This is a genomic window from Wolbachia endosymbiont of Trichogramma pretiosum (assembly GCF_001439985.1).
GTDB lineage: Bacteria > Pseudomonadota > Alphaproteobacteria > Rickettsiales > Anaplasmataceae > Wolbachia.
In genome coordinates this window covers 417,166-429,624 of record NZ_CM003641.1, presented here as the reverse complement: position 1 = coordinate 429,624, position 12,459 = coordinate 417,166, and the positions used below count along the sequence as shown (strand labels likewise).

At 33.2% G+C, this 12,459-nt stretch carries 11 protein-coding genes and 4 pseudogenes; 12 read left to right on the top strand and 3 right to left on the bottom strand.

What is annotated here, in order from left to right:
- Positions 1 to 5: 5 nt before the first annotated feature.
- Both tatB and wTpre_RS02015 read left to right on the top strand, forming a co-directional pair.
- Complete coding sequence (gene tatB, locus wTpre_RS02020; RefSeq protein ID WP_068651586.1) at positions 6 to 296, top strand: Sec-independent protein translocase subunit TatB; 291 nt, start codon at positions 6 to 8, stop codon at positions 294 to 296.
- A complete protein-coding gene (locus tag wTpre_RS02015) occupies positions 268 to 1,644 on the top strand; it encodes a PleD family two-component system response regulator (protein WP_068651584.1) in 1,377 nt (458 codons plus the stop codon). Before tatB ends, wTpre_RS02015 begins: the two co-directional genes overlap by 29 nt.
- A gap of 22 nt (positions 1,645 to 1,666) precedes the next feature.
- On the opposite strand, the gene recO is transcribed toward wTpre_RS02015, so the two are convergent.
- Complete coding sequence (gene recO / locus wTpre_RS02010; RefSeq protein ID WP_068651582.1) at positions 1,667 to 2,395, bottom strand: DNA repair protein RecO; 729 nt, start codon at positions 2,393 to 2,395, stop codon at positions 1,667 to 1,669.
- A 196-nt stretch (positions 2,396 to 2,591) separates the two neighbouring features.
- On the opposite strand from recO, the gene wTpre_RS02005 reads away from it, so the two are divergent.
- Positions 2,592 to 3,140 (top strand): hypothetical protein, encoded by a 549-nt coding sequence (locus wTpre_RS02005; protein ID WP_068651580.1) that lies wholly within the window; start codon positions 2,592 to 2,594, stop codon positions 3,138 to 3,140.
- Between the two features lie 49 nt (positions 3,141 to 3,189).
- Positions 3,190 to 3,407, top strand: a pseudogene (locus tag wTpre_RS02000) (transposase); the annotation flags it as partial.
- A gap of 95 nt (positions 3,408 to 3,502) precedes the next feature.
- Here the strand turns inward: wTpre_RS02000 and wTpre_RS01995 are convergent.
- Together wTpre_RS01995 and secA are read right to left on the bottom strand one after the other, a co-directional pair.
- A pseudogene (locus tag wTpre_RS01995) lies at positions 3,503 to 4,077 on the bottom strand (integrase core domain-containing protein); the annotation flags it as partial.
- A gap of 73 nt (positions 4,078 to 4,150) precedes the next feature.
- A complete protein-coding gene (gene secA / locus wTpre_RS01990; RefSeq protein WP_068651578.1) occupies positions 4,151 to 6,802 on the bottom strand; it encodes a preprotein translocase subunit SecA in 2,652 nt (883 codons plus the stop codon).
- Positions 6,803 to 7,027: 225 nt separating this feature from the next.
- Here secA and wTpre_RS05825 point away from each other — a divergent pair, with 225 nt between their 5' ends.
- From wTpre_RS05825 to wTpre_RS06435, 8 genes and pseudogenes are all read left to right on the top strand, one after another.
- On the top strand, positions 7,028 to 7,177 hold the full coding sequence (locus wTpre_RS05825; RefSeq protein WP_179945525.1) for a hypothetical protein: 150 nt from the start codon (positions 7,028 to 7,030) through the stop codon (positions 7,175 to 7,177).
- A 538-nt stretch (positions 7,178 to 7,715) separates the two neighbouring features.
- On the top strand, positions 7,716 to 7,985 hold the full coding sequence (locus wTpre_RS06455; RefSeq protein WP_245609532.1) for a hypothetical protein: 270 nt from the start codon (positions 7,716 to 7,718) through the stop codon (positions 7,983 to 7,985).
- 12 nt (positions 7,986 to 7,997) lie between these two features.
- Positions 7,998 to 8,357 carry a reverse transcriptase domain-containing protein gene (locus wTpre_RS07175; protein ID WP_256359295.1) on the top strand — a complete coding sequence of 120 codons (360 nt, stop codon included), beginning with the start codon at positions 7,998 to 8,000 and terminating at the stop codon, positions 8,355 to 8,357.
- Entirely contained in the window at positions 8,354 to 8,656 is a 303-nt protein-coding gene (locus wTpre_RS07170; RefSeq protein WP_083495756.1) for a reverse transcriptase domain-containing protein, read from the top strand. The genes wTpre_RS07175 and wTpre_RS07170 overlap by 4 nt, the downstream gene beginning before the upstream one ends.
- Positions 8,657 to 8,715: 59 nt before the next feature.
- A pseudogene (locus wTpre_RS01975) lies at positions 8,716 to 9,760 on the top strand (IS481 family transposase).
- Positions 9,761 to 10,074: 314 nt separating this feature from the next.
- A pseudogene (locus wTpre_RS07370) lies at positions 10,075 to 11,178 on the top strand (hypothetical protein).
- Positions 11,179 to 11,356: 178 nt separating this feature from the next.
- Entirely contained in the window at positions 11,357 to 11,494 is a 138-nt protein-coding gene (locus wTpre_RS06440) for a hypothetical protein (protein ID WP_245609529.1), read from the top strand.
- 105 nt (positions 11,495 to 11,599) lie between these two features.
- On the top strand, positions 11,600 to 11,821 hold the full coding sequence (locus wTpre_RS06435) for a hypothetical protein (RefSeq protein WP_245609528.1): 222 nt from the start codon (positions 11,600 to 11,602) through the stop codon (positions 11,819 to 11,821).
- The last annotated feature ends 638 nt before the right edge of the window (positions 11,822 to 12,459 follow it).

The following is a 12,459-nucleotide window of genomic DNA, read 5'->3' as shown; positions in this document are numbered from 1 at the left end:
GAAAAATGTTTAATATAGGTCTTTCAGAAATTTTAGTTGTAGCTTTAGTGAGTATAATTGTTTTTGATAAAAGTAAAGTACCTGTATTTCTTAGTCTTATTAAAGATATATATCGGTATTTCTGGGTTGTAAAATCAAGAGTTAGGAAATTGTTGAAGGATACTGGAATTAAAGAATTATATGAAGGGCATAACGTTGAAAAAGTCAATTACATAATTGGTGAAGATGGTAAGCTTCATCCTACTTACAATGTAGATAGTACAAAAAATGACAGCAAAAATTCTAGTAGTAGATGATATACCATCTAATGTTAAGCTTTTGGAGGCTCAGCTAAAAGCAGAGTACTATACAGTTATTGTAGCTTATGATGGCGAGGAGGCGATAGATTTAGTAGCGGAACAGCAGCCAGATATTATCTTACTTGATGTAATGATGCCAAAAATGAGTGGTTTTGAGGTTTGTAAGAAGCTAAAGAATGATCCCTTAACGACTTATATTCCAATAATTATGGTAACTGCGCTGCATGACACTCATGATAGAGTGGAAGGAATTAATGCTGGTGCGGATGACTTTCTAACTAAGCCGATAGATGAAACTGCTTTATCTGCAAGAATTAAGTCTCTTGTGCGCTTAAAGATGATAATAGATGAGTTGTGCTTGAGAGGAGAAACTAATGCTGAGATTGGTGGAGTGGCAGAAAGCAGTATTATGGATTATTCTAATCAGATTTTTGATGCTAACATACTTGTTGTAGATGAGGACACCTTTCAAGCAGAGCAGATACACAATGTTCTAAAGCAACGCTTCAGATCAATTAAAATACTGCACGATCCAAAAGAAGCATTAAAGGTTGGTATTAAGGATAATTACGACCTGATTATTTCTGACATGCAGTTTTCAAAAACTGACGGCCTACGGTTGTGTTCTAATTTTCGTAGTAAAGTAGAAACACGTTATATACCAATTCTGATCCTTTCTGAAGATTATGATAAAAGCAATTTGGTAAAGGCACTTGATGTAGGTGCTAATGATTATTTAACAGTACCTTTAGATGAGAGTGAATTAATAGCTAGGGTTAATTTGCAAGTGAAACGCAAAAGGTATCAAGATGCCCTGAGAATGAATTTATTTAATAATGTAGAAATGTCTATAAAGGATCCATTAACTAACTGTTATAATAGAAGATATTTTGATGCACACTTAAGAAATATTGTTAAGGATTCTGTGGAAAAAGATAGAAGTTTATCTCTTATGATACTTGATATAGATTATTTTAAGATGGTGAATGATAACTTTGGGCATAATGCTGGAGATGAACTTTTAAAGGAAATACAGAAAAGAATTTCTGAAAATATCAGAGTGACAGATTTATTAGCTAGGTTTGGTGGTGAGGAATTTGTTGTTGTAATGCCAGATACCAATGTATCAGATGCGTATACTATTGCAGAGAGAATAAGGAAAATTATTGCCAAAGAACCTTTTATACTTGTGGGTAAAAATACAACCCATAATGTAACTGTGAGCATTGGAGTTTCAGCAATGCAAAGATCTGACCTTGATGATATTAAAAAATTTATAGTACGTGCTGACAAATATTTATATAAAGCAAAAAACAGTGGTAGAAATAGAGTGGTTGATGGTTGAAGTTCTTTCAAAGAAGTAGTAACTAAGATTCAAATGATAGCATAAAATTTCTCAATTCCGGAAATTTCTCATTTAACTGCAGAAATAGATATTTATTTAAAAAGTACCCTGTAATTCTTAACCCTAGTCTGAATTCTTGATATGAGTAGCTATTTTGTAGGTTGTTATTGTATACATCATGCAACATCTGTGGAAAAGGTAGTAATTTATTTGCATAACAGTCACCTACTTTTTTTGACACTGCTCTACCAGTTTTTGGAGAAATAAATTGTAGATTTTCTTTCACACCTGTTACAGCACATTTTGATAGGTCTAACTTAAATCCAAGTTGCGTAAGAAGCAGAAGCTCTAAGTTAAGGTAATGACTTCGCCAAAACTGGCTATTATGTTTTATTACATTGATGAAGTGTATAAAATTATCATACAACTTTATGCAGGATTCACTTTCTGGAAGCACTTTCTCTAACATAGACGAGAAAGAAACAATAGCAATGCTTTTTAACCTATCTTGAAAGAAATGATGAAATGGAGATTCAATCAATTCGCACTTTAAAAAACCTAGATTTTCAGGTAGCTTAGCACTCCATTCTGTATGTAATAGATTACTTATTTGAAACTTATAATTGCTATTGTTTGTTAACCTAGTTAATCCTCTGCACTTTCCATGATTTTTTGTAAATAGAGAAAGAATTAAATTTTTATCACCGTATTTTTTAACAGCTATAATAACACCTTCATCTTTCCATCTCATTTAGAGTATATTAACCATATGATATTATAGAGATAGTAAAATTAGTGTAGCAAATTTGAGTTTAAGTCAACTAAAATATATTGACTTTATGTGCAATATTAGCTTTAAACCAGTAAGATAAGCTGCTTAACATATGCGCCCTCTCTATTTTAATTATATTCTTCTTTTGTTTCTATATTGTTTTTTGCTTTTTTCAATGAAAGCCCAAACGGATGATTCGTCAGTTATTCCTATACCACAAAGAAAAAAAGAATTAGTTGAGTTAGTACAACCGAGGCAAATTATTGAAATACAGGAAATTGATGAGGATATTCCAATTCCCAAAAGAAAAAAGGGTGTAGAAAGAAAACTAAGAGAAGACATTAAAGAGGTGAAAAATAAAATAAGAGATAAGAAAAATATTGAGAACAAAGATGATGAATTGGCTGTAACAGAAATTATTAATTCTATCAGGGATAAACTGACAGAGTGTTGGAGAATTCCTGAGGGCATAGTTTATAAAGAAAGTTTTAGTATAAAAATTAACTTATTATTATCTAGTAAAGGCGAGATCATTGTAGCCAACGTAGCAGATATTAGTTCTTATCAAAATGATCCTCTTTTTAGATCAGCAGCAGATAATGCAATGCGTGCAGTATATAAATGTAGCCCGTTAATTGGCTTACCTGCTGAGCAGCATCACATTTGGCGCGAAGTCACGTTAGATTTTATTGTCCAAAATTTAGGAGAAAAACCCTGGACTTAAAGTCCATCCTTTTAAGGATATAATTTTAAGGTGAAAAATCTCAAATAATGTGGAATGTTATAGAAAAAGAAGTCACTATGTATATGTATCACATAGTGTGGATAACAAATATATCGATATCCAATATTAGTTGGAGATATTGGATAGAAAGCTAAAGAAGTTGTACAAGAAGTATGTGCAAATAATCAAGTAGAGAGGTTGAATTGCGTCAACATGTATATGTTTCTGTACCCATACTTAAGTATTAGTAAGTTAGTGGGGTTAATATGTACTAGACAAAAATTAATCTGACAGGTGAGAATTAACTTACAGAAGAATTCAAAACTAATATCAGTCTCTTGTTTAATGTTACTAATATTTTTCTAAAAAGCAATTTGTTTACTATCAAGACAAGTTTGCATAGGCATAGCAATATTTGCCTAAATGAGGCCTTGTCTCATTGTAAGAACGCAGCCAATGATCAACATCAATCTGCAAATCTTTCAAAGAGCTGTAGATTTTCTTTCTAAAGATAATATTGTAACACTCATCTTGCGTAGTTTTATGAAACCTCTTGCATATTACATTAGTTTGTGGAGAATTGGCCTTAGTTCTTGAATGATCAATGTTTTCAATTCCCAAATAAAGCTGATAAGAATGATTCTCTGTTTTGCCACAGTCCCTATCAGTCAAAATGCGTGATAATGACACATTTTATCCATCAAAGAATGGTATATTAAGAGGATCTACAGCAGTGATTGCAGTTTTGTCTATTTGCCATAGCAACCCTTGAATAGGTATCAATGAAAGTTTGCTGGTAGATCCTTCCTATACCTTTGATATTGCCTACATAATAAGTGTCTTGAGAACCCAAATAACCAGTATTTCAATTTCACCATCTTTATTCTTTCACTTTCTCTAAAGCTGCAAGTTGCTCTTCAGTTAAAATTATTCCATTGATTTTGTCTTTCAGAGTGCTCGAGCAGGTCTTACTTCGGTTAGCTATAGCAGCTATAATGTGCTTGCAACAACTAACTCACTACGGCAACTGCACCGTGACAGTGTTTGTATTTTTTTCCAGAGTTACAAGGACACTTGTCATTTCTTGAAACTTTTGGAAGTCTGCTATTTTTAGTAGAGCGTGACCTATTGCCTATTTCTTGATTGTCTAGTAACTTAAAGTGCGCTAGGCGGTGAATGGTAATCTCCCTCCACTTTTCAAGCATCGACTCAAACATTAAGAAAGCTTCGCGTTTAAATTCATTCAGTGGATCTTTTTGCCCCATGGCACGCAAATTTATGCTTTGTCTTAGGCTCTCTAAGACCGAAAGGTGCTCCCTCCATAAATGATCAAGTGTCATGATCATCACTTGTTTCACTATCGTATTCCACAAACCTGTAGTTTGTTGACTATTGAAATATTTTTCTTTCTCAGTAAAAAATTCTTGTATCTTGTCGTTTATATAATCCAAGGCTTCTTGTTTATTCAAAAATTCTTTTAGATTAAGCGTTATCCCGTATCTTATGTGGAATTCTTTTGCAATATCTTGAACATAATCTTCGTAATAACCACTTTGTACTATACCTTCTATTATATCCTCATTTACTTCGCTATATACTTCAACTAAATCATTGATTTCATTGTTTAAAATATGATTTCTCTGCTTAAAAATAACTTTACGTTGATTGTTGATTACATCATCAAACTTTAGCAAAGACTTCCGCACATCATAATTTCTAACTTCAACTTTTTTCTGTGCTTTTTCAAGTGCTTTATTAATCCATGGATGATGAATAGCCTCGTTGTTCTTTAGTCCCACTCTTTGCAAAAAATTCCTCATTCTATCAGAACCAAATATCCTCATTAAATCATCTTCAAGTGATAGAAAGAACTTAGAAAGCCCGGGGTCACCTTGGCGGCCAGAACGTCCACGTAATTGATCATCTATTCTCCTACTTTCATGCCTTTCGGTTCCAATAACACATAAGCCACCAGCTTTTATAGCAATTTCCTTATCTTTTTTTACTCTTTCGACTATTTCTTGATATTTTTTTTCTCTTTCATTAGCATTTTTTATTTTCTCGAGCTCTATTTTTGCAATCATTTCAACATTTCCACCAAGCTGAATATCAGTTCCACGTCCTGCCATGTTTGTTGCTATAGTAATGCTGCCTGGTATTCCAGCTTGCGCTATTATATACGCTTCTTGTTCATGATAACGAGCATTCAATACTGAATGCTTAAGGGAATGACTGTTCAAAAGATCGGAAAGTTTTTCAGAATTTTCAATACTCACAGTGCCAACAAGCACTGGTTGAAGACGTTTGTGACATTCTGCTATAAACTTCAATACAGCACTAAATTTTTCTTTTTCTGTGCCATAAATTTCATCATCAACATCTATTCTTTTAACAGACACATTAGTTGGAATTTTTACTACATTTAATCTATATATATCACGAAATTCTTCTGCCTCTGTTGCTGCTGTTCCTGTCATACCAGAAAGTTTGTTGTACATACGAAAGTAGTTCTGAAATGTGACTGATGCTAAAGTTTGACTTTCATGCTGAATTTCAAGATTCTCCTTTGCCTCCAGTGCCTGGTGAAGACCATCAGAATATCTCCTACCTTCCATCATGCGCCCAGTAAACTCATCAATAATTACCACCTTACCGTTTTTCACTATATAATCTTTATCAGCAGTAAACAGCTTATGTGCACGAAGTGCTTGATCTATGTAATGAGTCAGTATAATGTTGCCAGTATCATAGAGCGAGGAATTTCCAGGAATGAGGTTATACGATTTTAGTAATTCCTCCACTCGTGAAATGCCATTTTCAGTGAGGAACACTGCTCTACTCTTTTCATCGACTTCATAGTCAGAATCAACTAATTTGATTACTATTTTATTGATATGCTTATATATCTGATCATTTTCCTCAAGTGGGCCAGAAATAATGAGCGGAGTACGCGCTTCATCAATCAGTATTGAGTCTACTTCGTCTACTATTGCATAATTGAAGCCTCTCTGAACCATATCTTCTTGAGAAAATTTCATATTATCTCGTAGATAATCAAAGGCAAGTTCATTATTTGTTGAGTATACTATATCTGCTCTATAAGCCTTTTTTCTCTCGTCATCTTTCAAATTATTTGTAATAAATGCAACAGAAACTCCAAGAGAATTATATAATTTACTCATCCACTCTGTATCTCGTTTTGCAAGATAATCGTTAACAGTTACGACGTGCACACCTTTTCCTTCTAAAGAATTAAGGTATGCAGCTAAAGTTGCGACTAGTGTTTTTCCTTCTCCTGTTTTCATTTCTGATATCATGCCATTATGGAGAACCATGCCACCAATCAGCTGAACGTCGAAATGCCTCATGTTAAGGAATCTTCGTGATGCTTCTCGTACAACCGCAAATGCAGGTACGAGAAGGTCATTTAGTGTTTTTCCATTTTTCAGTTCTTGTTTTAATTCCGCAGTTTTACCAGCAAGATCCTCATCAGATAAGCTCTGCATTTCTTGCTCTAGCGCATTAATCTGCTGAGCAATTTTTCTGAAGGATTTTATTATCTTCTTATTCGTTGATCCAAATATCCTTTTTATAAAAAAAAGTGACGACGCAAAGATGAGGAATATAAGAATAGTTGTTAAAACTAACGTAGAGTCTGGCATAAACTTAGGTAAAGTTTTATTTAATATGAGATTATATTACTAAACGTAACCTGCGGCAATTAGATTCAGTAAATCTTTATTTACAAACTAAGGAAAAGATTCTTGCAGATGAAATGTAAAAGAGTCTATTCATTTTATTAAATACTATAATTAATAGTTAAACTTTCTTAATAAATTATTAAAATAGTGTTAAGCTACATGTATAAAACGGTTAGTGGAGTTACAATGTTAAGCAATATTATAAAAGTAAAATTAGAGAAAAATAGTTGTCCTTTTGAAGAATTAGAAGAATTTTTTGCTTCATTAAAATTTGGTACAAAAGGGTTTAAAGATTCTTCAATAAAATTAGTTTGCCAAGGATGGGGTGTGTCGTAGAGACACAAAAAAAAGATCAGAAACGAGCAAACTAAGTGATTAAGCTGCACAATAATAGATGACTGAGGTCCCTCACAGTCGGCTTGCAAGAGCAGGCTTTAAACAACTATAAGCTGCTTTAATAAAGAGTCAAGGTAGTGAGAGTTATGGAAAATGCGCAAATACGTGTCATGTACGAAATAGAGAGGCGAATGAAAATGAACCACTGATGAAGTGTCGAAAGAGCTGAAACGACTTCAAAACCAGGAGCTCCCATCTCTCCTGGGATAGATCTACAAGGAACTTGCTTACTGTGTGGGTGGCGTCCGGCATAAAGGTGGCGTGAAACTATTATAGGCTATTGTGTAGAACTGCTGCAACCTGTCGTTTCGATGAAAAGGGAGAAATCCAAGAAGCTAAACTTAAGGGATGAGGGTACCGATGCGAAGAACAGGGGGAGGATCAGCTTGTAGTAGTGAAGAAGTTTATGTAATGGGAATGGAGCGAAGGAGCTGAGTTATTCAGTTTTAATTATGTATCAACCGAAAGGGAGTAGTTAATGAATAAAACAAAGTCTTTTAATATACCAAAGCAACTTATTTGGAGGGCTTATAAACAAGTATCGAAGAATAGAGGTGCTGCTAGTGTGGATGAGGTATCGATAATAAAGTTTGAAGAAAATCCAAAAGATAATCTATACAAATTATTGAATCTAATGTCATCCGGAAGTTATTTTCCAGGGCCGGTAAAAGCTGTTGCAATACCGAAAGATACGGGAGTGGGACAAAGAATTTTAGGTGTTCCTTCAGTATTCGACAGGATAGGGTAGACGGCTGCTTCTATGTATCTTGAGCCGCTAGTAGAACCAAAATTCCATGAAGATTCATATGGTTATAGACCAAATAAATCAGCACTGGATGAGGTAGATAAGGCAAGGAAAAGATGCTGGAGGTATGATTGGACGATAGATCGAGATATATCCGGGTTTTTCGACAATTTGGATCACGAGTTGGCATTGCAATCTATCAAGAAGTATACAAACTGCAAATGGATCATAATGTATGTTGAAAGGTGGATGAAAGCCGCTATTCAGCTAGAAGATGGCAGTGAGGAAGTTAGGGAAAAGGGAGTTACGCAAGGAGATTCAGTTAGCACAATCATTTCGAATATATTCATGCATCACGCATTGATATATGGATGAAACAGAACTACCCTACAGTACCATTTGAGAGATATGTAGATGATGCGATAGTGGAATGCAAGACGCAAAAACGGGAAGAATTTATGAGAGTAGTGATCGAAGAAAGATTAGCCAAATATAAGCTAAAGTTACATCCTGATAAAACACAAATTATGTATTGTAAGGATGAGAACAGGAAGAATATGTTTCCTATACAAAGCTTTGATTACCTAGGATATACTTTTAGACCTAGAAAAGCAAAGAGCAAGATAGGGAAATATTTCGTTGCATTTCTTCCAGCAATTAGCAATAAGCTATAACAGTTTAGACCTGATCTAACAGCTTAATGAAGCAAGATAAAAATATAAATAAATTATAAATGAGTGTCAGAAATGAGTACAACACAAGAAAAACACTAGAACCAAAGTTGGGGTTACTAGAACTTGCAAAGCAATTAGGAGATGTATCCCAAGCGTGTAAAGTAATGGGGTATGCAAGGGATACATTTTACCGCTTCAAAGAGCTATATGAAACAGGAGGGGAAAAGCATTATATGAGATAAACAAAAGCAAACCATTACTTACCAATAGAGTACCAAAGGATACAGAAGAAGCAGTAGTTAAAATAGCAGTAGAGTTTCCAGCATATGGACAAGAAAGAGCAGCTAATGAATTAAAGAAAAAAGGAATTCTAATATCTGCTAGTGGTATAAGGTCAATATGGCAAAGAAACGATCTCGAAAATTTTAAAAAGAGATTGAAAGCCCTGGAAGCAAAGGTGGTCCAAGACGGTATAATTTTAACAGAGGAGCAAGTTGCTGCTTTAGAAAAAAAACTAAGGAACAAAAAGAAGCCAATGTTAGAAACAACACCCTGGATACTTAGGTAATCAAGATGCCTATTATGTAGGCAATATCAAAGGTATTGGAAGAATTTATCAACAAACTTTTATTGACACCTACTCTATAGTGGCCTTCGCTAAGCTTTATACGGAGAAAACTGCTATCACAGCTGCAGATCTTCTCAATGATAGAGTTATACCATTTTTTGATAAACAGAAAGTTCCATTGCTACGCATTTTAACTGATCTTGGTACATAGTATTGTGGTAAACTAGGGAATCATGCGTACCTGTTATGTTTGAGAGTAGAAAATATTGATCATTCTAGAACCAAAGCTTATTCTCCACAGACTAATGGTATATGTGAAAGGTTTCATAGAACTATGCAAGATGAATGTTACAATATTATCTTTAGGAAAAAGATTTATAGTACTTTGGAGGAGCTTCAATTAGATGTCGATCATTGGTTGCATTCTTATAACAGAGATAGACCTCATTCCAGTAAGTATTGCTATTCCTATGCAGACCTTTTTTGATAGTATTCATATTGCTTACCAAAAAAAAATATTGATAACATTAAAATAGATTCTGATGTCGGTTTTGACTTCTTCGATTCTTCTGTCAGGTCAAGTCTAAACTATTACAGAAAAATTTATTCTACTTGATAATTCAATAATTTCTTTTGAAGTGCAAAAAGGGAGAAAGTTTTATCTTAAGGCAGTTACTTACGGTGATTCATTAGATAATACGGAAACAAAAATTGTAAACTGAGAGAGCGTAAGTGAAATCTTAATGTCCACTTGCATTTTATTAAAAAATCCACTATATTATAAAAATAGCAATATACTAAGGTAAAATAATGATCGGTAATGTAAAAAAAATTATCAAATGAAGCGCTAATAATACTAACTTGGGTGCCAAGAGTACACGGTGCATCTTTACCAGATGGTAAAAACAGTGACCTTAATTACTTAGATATAATAAAAAATCATAAATTAATAAATAAAGAAGAGAGGGATATATATTTGATTATCAACGGTCCTGGATTCAAAGAAAATCAAATAGATGATTTAAAATGTAAACTGAAAGAATTTGAAGGAGTACATGTTATAGACTTGCATCAGTATGGCTGGAGCGAAATAGATCAAGGATGGGAGATAGATGGTGAAGATACTAGTATCAAGGGTTTCTTTAGAGATATGTATAACATGACAGGTGAATAAAGAACATACTTTGCTGTTGAAATAGATACTTTTAGATTGATTGCTCTTGCTCTTTCAGAAAAAATGACAGGAGAGAAAGGTGCAATATATATACTTTAATTCTTTAAAAGCTATTGACTCTCATATAGGGAAGGATATAACAATCCCTGAAAAATATTGTTAGGGAAGTAGTGGTAATGTTTGACCCTAATGGTAGAATGATTGCTCACAAAAACTTAAATAATGATCTAATTGCAATAAATGATTCAAGCGTGGCAGTTGATATCTTATCTAAATATAAAAGTAAAATACTAAGTCAAAAAGAAATGTGCGGTGAATTATTAAAGTATTTAACTTTAATAATAAGTGAACTAGGTAATTGTATCCCTCATATGCTAAAAGAAAAGGAAGAGATGACAGAGAAACAAGAGAAAAATAAAATAGAAAAGATGATGAAAGAAATGATTAACAAGAAAGAGGATGCAGAAAGTTATGTAAAAGATTTAAGAGATTATAGAATAGCGGTGTTGTATGAACGAGATTTTCTCCCCTTCCTTATCACACTTGGATTAAATTTAGGTAAATTCAATATTGTAAGGGTAGTTGATTGTAAATTAGTTGGTTAAGAAGAAAGTAGACGTGAGTCATTTGATTTTAGAGAGAACAATGGTAATTATGTTTCTAAGCAAGAGCGACCTATCCTGGATGAAGGGAAAAGATCTATACCATGAACGAGTAGATAACAAGCTGGAAGGAGCAGAAGTAGACAGGGTAGCAATGAAAAAGCTATCGCTTACATAACAGTTATTAAAGGACTTATCTATATTAAAAATAGAAAGTCCTTTAAAGCAAAGGTTCTAAATAATTGACAGTCAATAAAATATACTACTAGTATTAGTATATGTGATAGAGGGAATAATATGTTAAAAAAATAGTTAATGCACTGAAAGGTAAGGAGAGGGAGAGGAGATATGCTGATTTGAAGTCTACAGAAAATTCTGATTATAGAAAATATAAGGATTTGGATATGGACTTCGATAGTGAACATGAATTTGTTTGTGACTTTGTTATTAATGGGAGGGCAGTAACTAATGATTTCATTAAAATTTATATTTAAAACATGTAAATCTCATTACAAAGGATAAAAATAAGGAGTTATCGTCTGTTTCTTAAGCAAATCTTCACGGAACACGCCGGTGCAGCAGTTCCAAATAGCTCTATTATGGAAGAATTGATAACTTATTATAACAGGTCTGGGTACAAGCAATTCTTTTCTTCTCAAGGTCAAGCACTTCATTCTTTTGGATTGTGCATGTATTCATTCCACTATTTAATTCCTTCTTACAGAGAAAGGGCCTATATAAGTTGTGAAGATCGAAATTGTCTGAAGTTCAGTTTTAGCGTAAATGATGGCGTATATAACGATACTAAATTTAGTATGTAATTTACAAAACTTAGTGGAGTTTAAACTAAAATGTGAAGTATGAAGAAGGTAAGGTGTCTCTTGCTATATTCCTAAGGAGCAGAAGAACTACAAAGCAAATGATAAGAATTTGTTTAATGTTATTATTGAGTATTTTTAGAAATTTTGCGAAAAATTTGGATTTCACTTTTTTGAGGGAAAATTTGAGCTTAATCTGGATAAGACACTTGGAGAATTAAGTGATATAAACACATTCCAAGATAAGAATCTAAACTTGAAGAATTTAAAATAAGATACTGAAATCTCCGCTTTTTTTTAATAAGGCGAGTATAATAAAAAGTAAATCAAGTTTTACAGAAAACCTTTACTTATGATGAAAAGCACGTAATACGTATATAATATAAGATTGTGATATGTCAAAAAAAAATAGTTAATGCATTAAAATCTGAAGTAAAAAAGCTCAAATATGCTGATTTAAAGTCTATATCAATAAAATCAGATAGTTGGAACTTTAGTTGCAAAACATATATTGACCTTGGTAGGTCACACAACCTTACTATAATGAGAAAGAAGTGTCTAATGAGCTTATCTAGGAGCTATATTCAAAACATAAAGATCTCATTTTAGGGAATGAAAAAGGAAAAAGAAACTATTGTTTG

Excerpts from the sequence above, each read along its gene's own strand:
- recO (WP_068651582.1), bottom strand. The coding sequence starts at position 2,395 with ATGAGATGGAAAGATGAAGGTGTTATTATAGCTGTTAAAAAATACGGT.
- wTpre_RS07175 (WP_256359295.1), top strand. The coding sequence starts at position 7,998 with ATGTATCTTGAGCCGCTAGTAGAACCAAAATTCCATGAAGATTCATAT.
- wTpre_RS05825 (WP_179945525.1), top strand. The coding sequence starts at position 7,028 with ATGTTAAGCAATATTATAAAAGTAAAATTAGAGAAAAATAGTTGTCCT.
- wTpre_RS06435 (WP_245609528.1), top strand. The coding sequence starts at position 11,600 with ATGGAAGAATTGATAACTTATTATAACAGGTCTGGGTACAAGCAATTC.
- wTpre_RS06455 (WP_245609532.1), top strand. The coding sequence starts at position 7,716 with ATGAATAAAACAAAGTCTTTTAATATACCAAAGCAACTTATTTGGAGG.
- tatB (WP_068651586.1), top strand. The coding sequence starts at position 6 with ATGTTTAATATAGGTCTTTCAGAAATTTTAGTTGTAGCTTTAGTGAGT.
- wTpre_RS02015 (WP_068651584.1), top strand. The coding sequence starts at position 268 with ATGACAGCAAAAATTCTAGTAGTAGATGATATACCATCTAATGTTAAG.
- wTpre_RS07170 (WP_083495756.1), top strand. The coding sequence starts at position 8,354 with ATGAAACAGAACTACCCTACAGTACCATTTGAGAGATATGTAGATGAT.
- wTpre_RS02005 (WP_068651580.1), top strand. The coding sequence starts at position 2,592 with ATGAAAGCCCAAACGGATGATTCGTCAGTTATTCCTATACCACAAAGA.
- secA (WP_068651578.1), bottom strand. The coding sequence starts at position 6,802 with ATGCCAGACTCTACGTTAGTTTTAACAACTATTCTTATATTCCTCATC.